Source organism: Staphylococcus sp. HMSC063A07 (genome assembly GCF_001836955.1).
GTDB classification, from domain to species: Bacteria; Bacillota; Bacilli; order Staphylococcales; family Staphylococcaceae; genus Staphylococcus; species Staphylococcus lugdunensis.
The window spans coordinates 147,133-163,454 of the sequence record NZ_KV830929.1; the positions used below are offsets into that span (position 1 = coordinate 147,133).

Here is a 16,322-nt window from a genome sequence, read left to right on the forward strand (position 1 = left end):
CGAAAAAGGTGACCGAGGCGACAATGGTCAAGATGGTCATTCAATTACAATTACTCGTACAGAAACGGATGCAACTGGTAACACAATCATCCACTTCAGTGATGGTAAAAATGTAACTGTACCAAAAGGTCAAAATGGCACATCAGTGACAATTCAAAATATAGCTAAACAACCAAATGGTGACACTGTTGTAACCTTCTCAGATGGCAAATCGATTACGATACCAAAAGGAGACAAAGGTGATGCTGGTGTTAAAGGTGCCGATGGTCATTCAATTACAATTACAGGTAATACACAAGAAGCAAATGGCGATCGCAAATTAACATTCTCAGATAACACAACAGTTGTGATACCAAAAGGCGACAAAGGTGACCGTGGAGATAACGGACATGATGGTACATCAATTACAATTACTCGCACAGAAACAGATGGCGCTGGCAACACAGTCATCCACTTTAGTGATGGTAAAAATGTAACTGTACCAAAAGGTCAAAACGGAACATCAGTGACAATACAAAATGTCACTAAACAACCAAATGGCGACACTGTTGTAACCTTCTCAGATGGCAAAACTATTACAATACCAAAAGGCGACAAAGGTGACGCAGGTGTTAAAGGTGCCGATGGTCATTCAATTACAATCACAAGTAATACAGAAGAACCAAATGGCGATCGCAAACTTGTATTCTCAGATAACACAACAGTTGTGATACCAAAAGGTGCGAAAGGTGATAAAGGCGACAATGGCCAAAATGGTGCATCAATCACAATTACCCGCACAGAAACAGATGCTGCAGGTAACACAGTTATCCACTTCAGTGATGGTAAAAATGTAACCGTGCCAAAAGGCCAAGACGGCACATCAATTGGTATTAAATCAATTACTACATCAACTACTGGTGAAAAAGTTGTAACCTTCACGGATGGTCAAGTATTAACAATACCAAAAGGTGAAAAAGGCGACCGAGGCGAAAATGGACATGATGGTCAAAACGGACGCGATGGTGTATCAATTACAATTACAAGTACTACAACAGATGGTGCGGGCAATACAGTCATCCACTTTAGTGATGGTAAAAATGTAACTGTACCAAAAGGTCAAAACGGAACATCAGTGACAATACAAAATGTCACTAAACAACCAAATGGTGAAACTGTTGTAACATTCTCAGACGGAAAATCTATTACGATACCTAAAGGAGAAAAAGGTGACGCAGGTGTTAAAGGTGCCGATGGTCATTCAATTACAATCACAAGTAATACAGAAGAACCAAATGGCGATCGCAAACTTGTATTCTCAGATAACACAACAGTTGTGATACCAAAAGGTACAAAAGGCGACAAAGGTGAAAATGGCACATCAATTAGTATTACTACAATTGATACAGATAATGATGGAAATAAAGTCGTTCACTTTAGTGATGGCAAAACATTAACTGTACCAAAAGGCCAAGACGGCACATCAATTGGTATTAAAACAATTACAACGTCAACTACTGGTGATAAAGTTGTAACCTTTACAGACGGAAAATCAATTACAATACCAAAAGGTGATCGAGGCGAAAATGGTCAAAAAGGTCAAGACGGTCAATCTATTACGATTACAAGTACAACAACAGATGGCGCTGGCAACACAGTTATCCACTTTAGTGATGGTCGTAATGTTACTGTACCAAAAGGTCAAGACGGTCAAAATGGTACATCAATTACAGTAACTAATACTGAATTAGATAAAGACGGAAACGCAGTTGTTCACTTTAGTGATGGCAAAACAGTAACAATACCGAAAGGCGCGAAAGGTGATCGAGGTGAAAATGGTCACGATGGCCAAAATGGCACATCAATTAGTATTACAAGTACGACAACAGATAGTGCAGGTAATACAGTGATTCACTTCAGCGATGGTAAAACTGTTACAATTCCTAAAGGTCAAGACGGACATGCCATCGATATTCAAAGTGTTACTAAAAACCCACAAGGTGATACAGTAATCACATTTACAAATGGTAAAACAGTAACAATACCAAAAGGCGAAAAAGGTGACCGAGGCGAAAATGGTCACGATGGTCAAAATGGTACATCAATTAGTATCACAAGTACAACAACAGATAGTGCGGGTAATACAGTAATTCACTTTAGTGATGGTAAAACTGTTACAATTCCTAAAGGTCAAGACGGTACATCAGTTGGTATTCAAAACATTACAAAACAACCTACTGGAGAAACAGTTGTAACATTTACAGATGGAAAATCAATTACAATACCAAAAGGTGACAAAGGCCAAGATGGCAAATCTATAACTATTATTAGTAATACAATTGAACCAAATGGTGACCGTAAAGTTGTCTTCTCAGATAACACTTCAATTATTGTGCCAAAAGGTGATAAAGGTGATCATGGTGAAAATGGACATGATGGAACGTCAGTAACAGTAACTAATACAACAACAGATGGAGACGGTAATACAGTTATCCACTTTAGTGACGGTAAAACAGTAACCGTACCGAAAGGCGCGAAAGGTGATAAAGGCCAAGACGGTACATCAGTCACAATAACAAGAACTGAAACAGACCAAGCTGGTAATACAGTAGTTCACTTTAGCGATGGTCATTCAATCACTGTACCAAAAGGCCAAGACGGTCAAAATGGCACATCAATAACGGTAACAAATACCGAATTAGATAAAGACGGCAATACAGTTATCCACTTTAGTGACGGTAAAACAGTAACCGTACCGAAAGGCGCGAAAGGTGATAAAGGCCAAGACGGCACATCAATCACAATCACAAGAACTGAAACAGATCAAGCTGGTAATACAGTAGTTCACTTTAGTGATGGTCATTCAATCACTGTACCAAAAGGCCAAGACGGACATTCAATAGGTATTCAAGAAATCACTAAAAATGCTCAAGGTGAAACAGTTGTAACATTTACTGATAACCACTCAATCACTATTCCAAAAGGTGAGAAAGGTGATAAAGGTCAAGACGGCACATCAATTACCGTAACGAACACAACAACAGATAGTGCTGGCAATACAGTTATCCACTTCAGCGACGGTAAAACAGTAACCGTACCAAAAGGTCGCGATGGACAAAATGGACGAGATGGTCATGATGGCGTATCAATTACCGTAACGAACACAACAACAGATGGCGCTGGTAACACAGTTATCCACTTCAGTGATGGCAAAACAATTACAGTTCCTAAAGGTCAAGATGGACACTCAGTTAGCATTCAAGAAATAACAAAAGATGCTCAAGGTGGAACAATTGTTAAATTCACAGATGGACATTCAATCACAATACCAAAAGGTGATAAAGGTGATCGTGGTGAAAAAGGTCAGGATGGTCAATCAATTACAATTGTGAGTCAAAGAGTAACTAAAGAAGGCAATACAATTGTTGAATTTAGTGATGGACATACAATTACTGTGCCAAGAGGCCAAGATGGACATTCAGTCACTGTAAAAGAAAGTCATAAAGACCAATCAGGCAATACGGTTGTAGTCTTTAGTGATGGTAATACAATTACAATAGAAAAAGGTCGCGATGGACGTGACGGTCAAGATGGCAAATCAATTACAATTGTGAGTCAAAGAGTAACTAAAGAAGGCAATACAATTGTCGAATTTAGTGATGGAAACTCAATCACTATACCTAGAGGTCAAGATGGACATTCAGTTACAGTAAAAGAAAGCCATCAAGATCAATCAGGCAATACGGTTGTAGTCTTTAGTGATGGTAATACAATTACAATAGAAAAAGGCCGTGATGGACGAGATGGTCGAGATGGCCGCGACGGACGTGACGGAAATAATGGTCAAAATGGTTACAATGGTAATAATGGCTACAATGGTCAAAATGGTTATAACGGCCAAAATGGCTATAACGGTAAAGATGGTCAGTCTATTCATATTGTAAGTCAAAAATTAACTAAAGATGGAAACACTATCATTGAATTTAGTGATGGACACACAATTACTATTCCTGGAGGTCAAAACGGACATTCAGTTACAGTAAAAGATATTCAAAAAGATCAATCAGGCAATACAATTATTATCTTTAGTGATGGTAGAAAAGTAGTTATTGAAGCATCAAAACAAATTCAAAAACAAGATGTTAAACCAACACCTTCTGCAGTTAAACATTATTACATTGACCAAGATAAAAATACTGTGATTATCTTAGCTGATGGTCGAGAAGTTTGTGTTCCATGTATCCAAGGCACACGTGCAACAATCAAATATTATTATATTGATCAAGCAGGTAATGTGCATATTGATTTCAATAATCATCCAAGTATTGTAATTCCAAGAAAACCAATTGAAATCACAAAAACACATCAACACACAAACCATCAATCATATAACCATCAACATCAAGACTTTAATGGAGGTTATAATAACTACCACAACCATTACAAAGGACAACATGACTTTAATGGACAACATTCACATCATGGTGTTAATAACTTTGTAGGACATCAAGGTAACGCTGGACATCAACATTACAGTCATTATGAAAACTATACTCATAGTCAATATGATCACGGACAAGCACATGCTAACTACGCTCATCAAGCAGTACAACATCAAGCATATAACCGTCATGTATCATATCATGGTTATGGCTATACAATGACTGAAGCAATGGCTCAATATAGAGATGTTGTTACAAAACGCTATGCTCTACCTGAAACTGGTGAAACAACATCATTATCATTAGCATATTTAATGACTCTTGTTGGTAGTATCTTACTTCTTAGTGCTTTTCGTCGCAAAAACGTTAAATAAGTAAGTATCATATAACCATTTAAAAAAGCTCTTCCTCTCTTTATAGAGGGGGAGCTTTTATTTTTTTTCACTTATGAAAGTGATTTCATAATCTGAACATAGTTTCATAATGATAGTCGTTACTTCATGATGACGTATAGACACTATATAATTAGTAGTGAAAAATTGTGAAAGGTATAGGAGGCATCATTCATTTATGATTAAAGCGATTGCTGTGGATATGGATGGGACATTTTTAGACAGTCAAAAACATTATGATGAAGTAAGATTTAATCAACAATTTCAGAAACTTCAAGATAAAAATATTAAGTTTATAGCAGCAAGTGGAAATCAATATGCAAAGCTTAGATCTATTTTTGGTGATAAAGAGATGTATTTTATTGCAGAAAATGGTGCTGTGATTTATCAAGGCAACAGCTTATATGATTATAAGAGTTTTGATATACAAGACTACCAATCTTTGGTGCAATATTTAATGTTAGAACAAGGACTTCGAGAGTTTATTATATGTGGCTTAAAAAGTGCTTATATTTTAAAGGATACGTCACAACCTTTTAAAGAGAATGCGCACTTTTATTATCACCAATTGGAGGAAATTGATTCGTTTAACGTATTACCAGACGATGATTATGTAAAAATTGCTTTTAATATCAATCGGACAACGCATCCTACGCTTGATGAAGATATGGCTATACGCTTTAAGTATATTGCAAGTTTAGTATCGAGTGGGCATGATAGTATTGACGTAATTATGCCTAGTATGACAAAAGGGGAAGCGCTTAAAGGTTTGTTAACAAAGTGGCATATCAAACCTAGTGAACTCATGGCTTTTGGAGATGCTAATAATGATAAAGATATGCTGGCATTGGCCCATTATAGTTATGTGATGGCTAATAGTAATGATTCTGAATTATTTGATATAGCGCATGCAGTTGCGCCAAGCAATGATGAACAAGGCGTATTACAGGTTATAGATGATGTGGTCTTATCTTAATCAAAACCACCCGTGTGAACGGGTGGTTTGTTCTGCGGCTATAAGCCTTTCATACTGGCCAGTCCTAAAAGGGCACTGATAAGTCAGCCAACTGCACTACTATTCCAGCAACCCTAAAGGGTTACTATTTTTTCTTTCTTTTTTTAATTTCTTCTCCTGTAAACGGATCTAGGTATTCTTCCATTGTGATTTGATCTGCAACGATATCCTCTTGTAATTGGTTTCGTATATAATTTTCAATTACTTTTTTGTTTCTACCTACAGTATCTACATAATATCCTTTGCACCAAAACTTTCTATTTCCATATCTATATTTCAAGTTGGCATGTCTATCAAATATCATTAAACTACTTTTTCCTTTTAAATAGCCAACAAATGATGATACACCTATTTTTGGCGGTATACTAACTATCATGTGAATATGATCTTTACATGCCTCTGCTTCAATTATCTCTACGCCTTTTCTTTCGCACAATTGACGCAAAATCATTCCAATATCTTTTTTTATTTTTCCATATATCACTTGTCTTCTGTATTTAGGAGCAAAGACGATATGATACTTACAATTCCATTTTGTATGTGCTAAACTGTTTGTGTCGGATGACATTAAATAGCATCTCCTCGTGTTGATTATTTTGGTTGGCTGACCAATATTAATTCTAGTACGAAGAGATGCATTTTTTGTGACAATGGTAGAACCTTTTCTGAACCATACGCATAGCGTATGGTTTTCTTTTTACAAAAAAGCGCTAAACAAGTCATATCGCTTGTTTAGCGCTTTGTATATATTAAATTTAATCTATATTAGTTTAATTGAGTGTCACATTTACCAGTTTCAATGACTGATAACGCAGCATTTAATCCACCTTCAACAAGGTTTCTTACTGCCTCATCAGAGAAGAAAGCAATGTGTGGTGTTACTAAAATATTTTCGTGACGAATTAATTCTAATAATGTTGGATCGTCAACATCTTTACCTGTCCAGTCATAAGTGAAGTAATCTGCTTCATTTTCATAAGTGTCAATTGCTGCACCTGATAAAGTACCATCATTGACTGCATCAAGTAAAGCTGGTGTGTCGATAACAGCACCACGAGCGGCATTTACTAAAATAGCGCCTTTTTTCACTTTGCTAAACATTGATTTATCGAATAAATGGAAGCTTTCTTTGTTTGCAGGTACATGTAATGAAATGATATCTGCATCTTTAATTGCTTCTTCCACAGAGTCTTTATATTCTAAGAAATCTAAAGAGTGATTTGGATATGCATCAAAGCCTACTACTTTAGCACCGAAGCCAGCATAAATTTTACCTGTTGCTGCACCGATACGTCCTGTACCAATAATTGCAACTGTCATATTTTTAACCGGTGTTGACATAATAGGTGCTGCCCATTTGAAGTTGTGTGCTTGAACGCGTTTTTCAATTAATGGGAATTTACGTACTAATTGTAAAGCTATAGATACAGAATATTCAGCGATTGTTTCAGGTGAATAACTTGGTACATTTGAAATAACAATGCCGTGTTTTTTAGCTAAATCTAAGTCATACATATCAAAACCAGCAGTACGTTGTGCAATTTGTTTAATTCCATATCCTTCTAATTTAGGATAAACAGAATCTTCTAGTTTCCCAAATTGCATTGTTGTAACACCGTCAAATCCTTCTAATTGATCTACAGTATCAGCACTTAAGATTTCTTCTGAAGTAACGACTTCAACATTGTGTGCTTTACCCCAATTTAAAGCATCTTTTTTCTCATAATCACGCGTACCGAAAAACATAATTTTTGTCATTGAAATAATCTCTCCTGTTCCTAGATGATATAGTTATATAAATATAAGACGTTATACGATATATAAGTAAGCTGTAATAATATTGGCTTGTGTTATAGTGTCTACAAGTCTCTTACCTACAATATTATTATATTGTGAATTATTTCACAAATCAATAGTTTGCATCACATTTTTTGTTATAAAATTGTACCAAAGCAACAATATGAAAATATTTACACATATTTTATAATTCTTGCTTTGTATTTTGCCATAGTGGTATGTGGGTTTTAAATAATTGGATAATCACAATACTTTTTTGTACTGATTATATATTTTATAATTTAAGTCACACTACTATTTCAGGAGGCTTTATCATGTCACAAATGAATGAAACAATTATTAATGCATTAAATTTTCGCCATGCGACGAAAATATTTGATTCATCAAAACAAGTTAGCGATAAAGATATGCAAACGATTTTAGAGTCAGGACGGCTGTCACCGAGTTCTCTTGGATTAGAACCATGGCGATTTGTTGTCATTGAGAGTCAAGAACTAAAGGATAAACTTAAACCTTATAGTTGGGGTGCACAAAAACAACTTGATACAGCTAGTCGTTTCGTTGTTATTTTGGCTCGTAAAAATGTTACGGCACAGTCGGACTATGTTCAACATATCCTCAGAGACATTAAGAAATATGATACACATACCATCCCAGCAGTTGAACAAAAGTTCAATGATTTCCAAACAAATTTTCATATAAATGATAGCGAACGTACTTTGTTGGATTGGGCTAGCAAACAAACATATATAGCCTTAGCAAACATGATGACTTCAGCAGCATTACTCGGAATTGATTCATGTCCAATGGAAGGTTTCGATTTGGATAAAGTGACGGAAATATTACAAGATGAGGGCGTTATTGATACAGTGCATTTTGCACCTTCAGTTATGGTGGCCTTTGGTTATAGAAAAGATGAGCCAAAAGGAAAAGTACGTCAGCCAGCAACAGATGTCATTGAATGGGTTAAATAAGTAATGATGTAATAGCATTTTAAATGATTAAGTAAGGGAGCGGGACAGCATTCATAATGAATTCGTAGTCCCGCTCCGGCAAGTTGACTAGGATTGAAAAAAGCTTAGTATAAGCGTATTTTCTATCTAGTCAACTACTGCCAATACATATATATATCATAGCCTAAAACAAAATGATGCCCCAGACTGTTTTGTATTATATGTGTTTTCGACGGCGCATAAAGAGTGCTGAGCCAAGTACTGCGAGTATTGAAGCTAATGCCATACTATGTTCGGGCGTTTCTTCTTTACCTGTATTTGGTAATGCTTTATGAGTAATCGGTGCTGTGACAGTCATATTTGATGAAGTAGCGTGAGTAACTGTCGGCTTTTTAGTTTGATTGATTAATGTTTGATGAGTGTGATTTAATTCATTATGTTGTGAAGGATTAAAAGGTTGTTCCACATTCACTGCTGCTGTCGATGGATTAACTATTTTACTATGTTTCTCGACGTTTTGTTTTTGACTTTGATGTTGAACAGCTTGTTTAGTTAAACGAGATTGGCTTGTTCTTTGTTGACTTACAGTTTTAACACTACTGCCAGTATGTTGAATTTTTTTAGATGTAGATTGTTTTTCGGTTTTAATATTGTGACTAGAGTGATTATTTTGACTTGTGTGATGCGTTTCACTATTGATAATCGTTATGTCATTGATGAGCCATTCACCATCTGTAGAGCCTAAAATAATTTCAGTTTTGCTGTGTGAACTACTATTTTGATTTGAATTATTTTTTTCTATAATGTCTGTTGTTTTACCATATGGACTTGTAATATCGACTTCTGATGTATGTTTACCAGATGTGTGTTGATTTTGAGTATTTGCCTGATGCTGAGCCTGACTTTGATTTTGTTCTGTAGCTGTACGACTAGTTTCTGAAGCATACGCATCTTGATTCGCTCCTAAAAATACTACTGTTGCTAGGGCAACTGATCCTATTCCTATTGCAAATTTACGAATTCCAAAACGCTGTTGTTGATAAAATTTCACATGATCACTCCTTAATATGATTTAATAATGCCTTACATGTTTGCTACTACTTTCTAGTTGGAATAAATGTAAGGACGCCACTATATAAATATTTTATATAATTATAACCATTTTACCATAAGACAGTGAAATAAAATATAGTATAGTTAGCAGTTTAATAGCTTTTTAAATTTATAAGCATAATTAAAATATAAGGTATTAATGTAAAGTTAGCATATCATCATGTTTTAAGTACGGCTAAATTGGTAATACGTTATAAGCAAGTTGTTTTTATTTTTTACGCAGAAAAGGTAAAATACTAAATACGTAGAAAACGCTTTCATTATTTTCTACAGGCTTTACCGCATCGAACGTATTGCACATGGCCTTTTATAAATTCTAAGTAAAGGATGATGACCAATGTCAAATGTAAATATAAGAGATTTTATAGATGAAAAATATGATTTATTTATCAATGGAGAATTTCAAGCAAGTGATAGTGGAGAAACATTAGACGTAACTAATCCAGCTAACGGAGAAACATTAGCACAAGTAGCTAAAGCCAATCAAGCAGATGTTGATAAAGCGGTTAAAGCAGCTCAGGATGCTTTTGACAGCTGGAGTAAAATTTCTAAAGAAGAACGAGCGGACTATTTATTAGAAATTAGTCGTCGCATACTTGAAAAAAAAGAACATTTTGCGACTGTTGAGTCGTTACAAAACGGTAAACCGTACCGTGAAACGTCTACGATTGATATTCCTCAAACAGCAAATCAGTATAAATATTTTGCAAGTGTGTTAACAACTGATGAAGGTAGTGTTAATCAAATTGATGACAATACAATGAGTTTAGTTGTAAATGAACCCGTCGGCGTAGTTGGAGCAGTTGTCGCATGGAACTTCCCATTCCTATTATCTTCATGGAAACTCGCGCCAGCATTAGCTGCAGGTAATACCGTTGTCATTCAACCATCATCATCTACACCGTTATCACTCATAGAACTTGCGAAAGTGTTCCAAGACGTATTACCGAAAGGTGTAGTTAACGTTGTAACTGGTAAAGGTTCTGAATCTGGCGATGCCATCTTTAAACATGAAGGCGTGGATAAATTATCATTTACAGGTTCAACAGATGTTGGTTATGGCGTAGCAAAAGCAGGTGCTGAACGTATTGTTCCTACTACTTTAGAACTTGGTGGTAAAAGTGCAAACATTATCTTTGATGACGCAAATTTAGATCAAGTAGTTGAAGGTGTACAACTTGGAATTTTATTTAACCAAGGTGAAGTATGTAGTGCAGGCTCACGTTTACTAGTACAGACTTCAATTTATGATAAAGTCATTCCTAAATTGAAAGAAGCTTTTGAAAATATCAAAGTTGGCGATCCTTTCGATAAAGATATTAAAATGGGTGCTCAAACTGGGCCAGATCAAATAGAAAAAATTGAAAGCTATATTAAAATTGCAGAAGAAGATAGCAGTGCAACTATCTTAACAGGTGGCCATCGTCTAACTGATAATGGTCGCGATAAAGGATATTTCTTTGAACCTACAATCATTGAGTTAAAAGATAATAGTCATAAATTGGCACAAGAAGAAATTTTTGGACCAGTATTAGTTGTAGAAAAATTTGAAGATGAAAATGAAGCGATTCAAATCGCTAATGACTCGGAATACGGTTTAGCTGGTGGTATCTTTACGACAAATCTCAACCGTGCTTTAAATGTCGCTAAAGCAATGAGAACAGGACGTATTTGGATTAATACGTATAACCAAATTCCAGCCGGTGCGCCATTTGGTGGATATAAAAAATCCGGTATTGGTCGTGAAGTTTATAAAGATGCGATTAAAAACTATCAACAAGTTAAAAACATCTTTATCGATACAAGCAATCAAACGAAAGGTTTATATTAATATAATTTATTATGATTGTAATACGACATCATAAAAACAGAGCGCTTTATGCGTTCTGTTTTTTTATACTATCCTGCAACCGTGCTGGTATCACTATGAATTGTAATATCGAAGCCTTCGGGTGATGTTACGTGCGTTTCTTCAGCATTGGGTTTATAAATATCAAAATGGACTAAGCCATAACTTTCCGTATTACTTATTCTTTTCTGGTTTGATTGCCACATATTCACAGCGATATGATGATGATAATATTGTGTTGACATAAACAATGCTTGTGGGAATTTAGAAATATGTGCTAATCCAAGTTGTGAAACATAGAAATCATATGCCTCTTTTATATCATGTGTTTTTAAATGTAAGTGCCCGATTTTCCCATTTGCAGGCCAGCCTTGCCAACCTAAATTAGTACGTTGTGCAATTAAATCATCAGCATTCACTTCTAACGTATCCATTTTTACGAAATCATCATTCCATTGCCATTGGTCACTTGGTCGGTCTTGGTATACTTCGATGCCATTACCTTCAGGGTCATTAAAGTAGAGTGCTTCACTTACGAGATGATCTCCACCACCAACAGCGATATTTAACCGGCTAACATGATACAAGAAATTGGCTAAATCAGCGCGGCTAGGTAATAAAAAAGCAATATGGAATAAACCAGCTTCTCGGAAACTAGGATGTCGTCCTTCAGCTAAATAATTTAAAGTTAAAGTATGACCGTTTGCGCCTACATTTAAGATAGTACGTTCTTCGCTGCGTGTTTTTATTGAAAAACCAAGAATAGTGCTGTAAAAAGTTGTCATTTTAGCTAAATCAGCGACATTTAATGTGATATTTGTTACGTGCGTTGCTTCAATGGTATGGAATGAAGTCATCATGTATTGCCTCCTATAGTGATAATTTTATTTATAATTTATATCTAGTATATTAAATATACTCTTGTGATATAAAAAGTACAAGATAGAAGTTTCAAAGTTTATACATTTTTAGGCAAGTGGTTGATAATACAGGTTTTTAAGTAAATGAAACTTAGTATTGTTTCAATAAAGAAATACGTAGTTAGAAAAAGGAAAAATATGGGGCTTCAAGCGATAAAGACATATTATTTTTATAATATTTACAATGAAAGCGAAATAGTGCATTAAGTTGAGACGACACTTAATGCACTATTTTGAAATATATTTTATTGAGTCAATGATTTGTATTAGCCAAGATAGACATCTTGGTAATCATCATTAGTTTCTAATACATGTTTGGCAAATGGGCAAGATGCGATAATTTTCAATTGATTGTCTCTAGCATAGTTCACAACTGCTGCTACTAGTTCTTTTCCAATACCTTGACCTCCTAATTCGTCAGGTACACCGGTATGGTCAATATCAATTTCATTATTATCTACTTGTTTAAACGTAATAACAGCTTGAGCGTTGTCTTTAGATTCTCCAATATAGAACTGATTATGACCTTGTTTAATCGTATTGTCCATCGTAATCACTCCTTAATATTTTTTATATTATATATGTATCACTTTTGGTATAAATTAAACATGGCTCAACCATTTTAGGACATTGAATTGCGCTAAGAAAACATTTAAAATGACAAGTGTAATCGATATGATTGTATTATGAATAAGTAGTATGTGTGTATCATTATCAACAGGATGCATACATAAGCATTTAAATTCTTTTGTCGCTATATAATAAATCACATATGTAAATTTAAAAGGTTGTATTAAATATTATCTTCCCTAAGAAAGAGGATTAAAATGAGGCTCATTGCAATTATATTTTTAAGCTTAGTTATATTAATAAAATTTGACGTAATACAAGTTTCACTTCTTGGACAAACGGAAATACGCTATTTGTTTATTTTTGCATTCGGATTAGTTGGATATGCATTTATCAGTCCGTATATGTATTTATTTTTAAGCAACCGCACAGAGGTTGATCGTACGTGGTTGCAACAACATATACCAGAGATGGAAACACAACAAGTAACCACATATATTGGAGAATTACCATTTAAACCTAATTTATTTGCTTCAGGAAGCGGACATCGTAAAGTTATCGCAATAGATAGACGTATTGAACAAGCATTGTCAATAGAGGAACTAAAGTTTTTTATCCTACATGAATATAGTCATATTAAAGATCATGATATTTTAAAGTTAAGATTAATGCGCTCAGTTGTTGTCGCACTTATACCAATTATTGCATTATTAGTTAGTCGTACAATTCATTTTAACAATGTTTTATTGTTGTTAATATTTGTAGTTATTGTGTTATCACTCTATATTTCTGGATTTTTCTTATTTTTCCATTATGCGCGTCTTAAAGAGCTAAAATGTGATCGCTTTGCTGCACAATTTACATCAAAGACAGCACAACGCCAAGCTTTCGAAAAGTTTATTGCGCTCGGTATTATGGAGGATACAAAGGTAAAGTTGATGTCAACACATCCATCACTTCAACAACGCTTAAATCACTTGAATATATAAAATTTGCGCCAAATTATCATAATATCAAGTACATGGTAATTTAGTACTATCATTATTGAATCATTAAGGGCAGTATATAAAGTTAGTTTTTACTTTATATGCTGTCCAATTTTTATCTCATGCATAAAATTCCAATTGCCAGTCTTAATTTTTTATATAAAATATTTATAAAATACAAATATCAACTTACGTTAGTTTTATAGGTCGACTCAAACAATACTAACATAATAGAGGAGATGACCAATATATGAAAAGAACAACAAGTATAGTATTATGTGCCTCGCTTATTTTAGGAGGTTGTGCTTCCATGGACAAAGAACAAACGAAAGATATACCGAAAACAGTAAGCGTCAAAGATTATGATGGCAAATATATTGGTGAACATAAAGAACGAAATGAAATCTTTTTAAAAAAATATAAAGCAGAAGCCGAGAAAAAATACAAAAAATATGTGAAAGAAGTTTTTAATAAAGATGTAAAAATTATTAAAGTGTATTCATACACTACGTCTACCGGAGGGAAACCTTTTGAGGGATTAACTGTAATGGGGACAGTAGACTATGACATTCCATTTAATTTTAATTTAAACTTTGAAGAATCTAAAGGTCACTTAGGATATAGTACAATCACTGCTGATCAATCTAATGAGTTAAAAGCTGCCATCAGTGCACTTATGTTTAAACGCTATGAAAATGATATTGAAAATGCACGTATGAAATTCAAAGAAGAAGTAGAAAAGCAGGGTTATTATGCAATGAATAACAAACTAATGAAGCAACAAGAATTTAGAGGCGTCACAAGACCTTATTTAAATTTTTCAACAAATACTTCTATAGGACTTAATGATTTCAAAAAAGATTTCAAACCTTTACTTAATGTTAAAGACAAATCTTTTTATACACGTATAGATATCTTAAGTCGAAAGTATCCACAATTGATGGATGAAATGAGAACTGAATTTATTGCTTTTTACAATAAGAAAGCAAAAGATGATGTAAATAAATATTCATGGAATTTACAAATACCAACGAATGACACGATGAAAAAAATACCAGGAACAAAGATGATGTACTTCTATAAAGATGGTGTATCTCCAAGTGAATTAGGTGGAGATGGCAAATTAAAAAGACAAACAAAAGATATATCCATGATTGGAGGGGAATGGGATAGAATTAAAAAAGAAAAGAATTGACAAAGAAATAGTTGAGGTACGAATGAATGGACATCATAGTTATTGAAAGTGAAAAAATATGTAACATATTTAGATGTTATTGAATTAAGTAGCGGATGGAACTATAATGACAAAATTTCAATTGCTATCATCAACCCTTTTTAATAAAATAAATATATATTAAAAAAGAAAATTAAACCATTTATATACATATCAAACAATACACGCAGAATAGGGGATTGCTAAATATATGAGAAAACTAATAAGTACAGTATTATGTGCATCACTTATTTTAGGAGGTTGTGCTTCTATGGACAAAGATCAAACGAAAGATATACCGAAAACAGTAAGCGTCAAAGATTATGATGGCAAATATATTGGTGAACATAAAGAACGAAATGAAATCTTTTTAAAAAAATATAAAGCAGAAGCCGAGAAAAAATACAAAAAATATGTGAAAGAAGTATTTGGTCTTGACTGTAAAATCAATTTAGTTAAAGCTTACACAAATTCATATGGATTTGGAGAGAAAAATCAATCTGATGGTTTAGTAGTAGTTGGTACAGTTAAATATGATGTGCCATTTCAACTAAGATTAATTTTTGCTGAATCCAATGGAAAGATAGTTATTACGACGTTTACTCCCGGACATGAAAACGAAACATCTGCCGCAGTTGCAGCAATAATGTATAAACGCTATGAATATGACATTGAACAAGCACGGTTAAAATTCAAGAGTGAGGTTGAAAAAAATGGTTACTATGCCATGAACGAGCAACTTGAAAAAAAACAAGAATTTAATGGTGTTACCAAACAGTACTTAAATGTTAAAACACCTGGAATAGAAGGATTAGATGAGTTTAAGCAAAATTTCAAGCCATTAATGAAAATGGAAGGTGACGTATTTAATCAACAGTTTGATTCTTTAATAATAAAATACCCTGAAATTAAAAAGCAAACTGAGTTTAATTTTATTGCGTACTATAATAAAAAAACTGTGGATAACGTTAATAAATATTCGTGGGATTTACAAATGCCAACGAATGACACAATGAAAAAATTACCCGGATTAAAAGCAATGTATTTTTATAAAGATGGTGTGTCTCCAAGTGAATTAGGTGGAGATGGCAAA

General features: G+C 34.1%; 12 protein-coding genes. 7 read left to right on the plus strand and 5 right to left on the minus strand.

Going from position 1 to position 16,322, the window contains the following annotated elements; all coding sequences use genetic code 11:
- Together HMPREF2597_RS09070 and HMPREF2597_RS09075 are read left to right on the plus strand one after the other, a co-directional pair.
- Positions 1 to 4,795: LPXTG cell wall anchor domain-containing protein (locus tag HMPREF2597_RS09070; RefSeq protein WP_141760439.1), on the plus strand; the 4,795-nt coding region annotated here is incomplete at its 5' end.
- 196 nt (positions 4,796 to 4,991) lie between these two features.
- On the plus strand, positions 4,992 to 5,789 hold the full coding sequence (locus tag HMPREF2597_RS09075) for a Cof-type HAD-IIB family hydrolase (RefSeq protein ID WP_002460443.1): 798 nt from the start codon (positions 4,992 to 4,994) through the stop codon (positions 5,787 to 5,789).
- Positions 5,790 to 5,913: 124 nt separating this feature from the next.
- Here HMPREF2597_RS09075 and tnpA read toward each other — a convergent pair whose 3' ends face one another.
- Positions 5,914 to 6,396: an IS200/IS605 family transposase gene (gene tnpA, locus HMPREF2597_RS09080; RefSeq protein WP_002478621.1), complete on the minus strand. Its 483-nt coding sequence runs from the start codon at positions 6,394 to 6,396 to the stop codon at positions 5,914 to 5,916.
- 197 nt (positions 6,397 to 6,593) lie between these two features.
- Positions 6,594 to 7,586 (minus strand): D-lactate dehydrogenase, encoded by a 993-nt coding sequence (locus HMPREF2597_RS09085; protein WP_002460442.1) that lies wholly within the window; start codon positions 7,584 to 7,586, stop codon positions 6,594 to 6,596.
- 353 nt (positions 7,587 to 7,939) lie between these two features.
- On the opposite strand from HMPREF2597_RS09085, the gene HMPREF2597_RS09090 reads away from it, so the two are divergent.
- Positions 7,940 to 8,599 carry an NAD(P)H-dependent oxidoreductase gene (locus HMPREF2597_RS09090; RefSeq protein ID WP_002478623.1) on the plus strand — a complete coding sequence of 220 codons (660 nt, stop codon included), beginning with the start codon at positions 7,940 to 7,942 and terminating at the stop codon, positions 8,597 to 8,599.
- Between the two features lie 196 nt (positions 8,600 to 8,795).
- Here HMPREF2597_RS09090 and HMPREF2597_RS09095 read toward each other — a convergent pair whose 3' ends face one another.
- On the minus strand, positions 8,796 to 9,629 hold the full coding sequence (locus HMPREF2597_RS09095; RefSeq protein ID WP_002478624.1) for a YSIRK-type signal peptide-containing protein: 834 nt from the start codon (positions 9,627 to 9,629) through the stop codon (positions 8,796 to 8,798).
- 399 nt (positions 9,630 to 10,028) lie between these two features.
- On the opposite strand from HMPREF2597_RS09095, the gene HMPREF2597_RS09100 reads away from it, so the two are divergent.
- Complete coding sequence (locus HMPREF2597_RS09100; protein WP_002460439.1) at positions 10,029 to 11,522, plus strand: aldehyde dehydrogenase family protein; 1,494 nt, start codon at positions 10,029 to 10,031, stop codon at positions 11,520 to 11,522.
- A 68-nt stretch (positions 11,523 to 11,590) separates the two neighbouring features.
- Here HMPREF2597_RS09100 and HMPREF2597_RS09105 read toward each other — a convergent pair whose 3' ends face one another.
- Positions 11,591 to 12,397, minus strand: a complete 807-nt coding sequence (locus HMPREF2597_RS09105) for a VOC family protein (RefSeq protein ID WP_002478625.1) — start codon at positions 12,395 to 12,397, stop codon at positions 11,591 to 11,593.
- A 329-nt stretch (positions 12,398 to 12,726) separates the two neighbouring features.
- Positions 12,727 to 13,008 (minus strand): GNAT family N-acetyltransferase, encoded by a 282-nt coding sequence (locus tag HMPREF2597_RS09110; protein ID WP_002478626.1) that lies wholly within the window; start codon positions 13,006 to 13,008, stop codon positions 12,727 to 12,729.
- Between the two features lie 279 nt (positions 13,009 to 13,287).
- On the opposite strand from HMPREF2597_RS09110, the gene HMPREF2597_RS09115 reads away from it, so the two are divergent.
- From HMPREF2597_RS09115 to HMPREF2597_RS09125, 3 genes are all read left to right on the plus strand, one after another.
- Positions 13,288 to 14,019 (plus strand): M48 family metalloprotease, encoded by a 732-nt coding sequence (locus tag HMPREF2597_RS09115; protein WP_002460433.1) that lies wholly within the window; start codon positions 13,288 to 13,290, stop codon positions 14,017 to 14,019.
- Between the two features lie 247 nt (positions 14,020 to 14,266).
- Positions 14,267 to 15,211 (plus strand): DUF1672 family protein, encoded by a 945-nt coding sequence (locus HMPREF2597_RS09120; RefSeq protein ID WP_002478628.1) that lies wholly within the window; start codon positions 14,267 to 14,269, stop codon positions 15,209 to 15,211.
- Between the two features lie 229 nt (positions 15,212 to 15,440).
- A partial coding sequence (locus HMPREF2597_RS09125) for a hypothetical protein (RefSeq protein ID WP_176747071.1) occupies positions 15,441 to 16,322 on the plus strand: 882 nt, incomplete at its 3' end.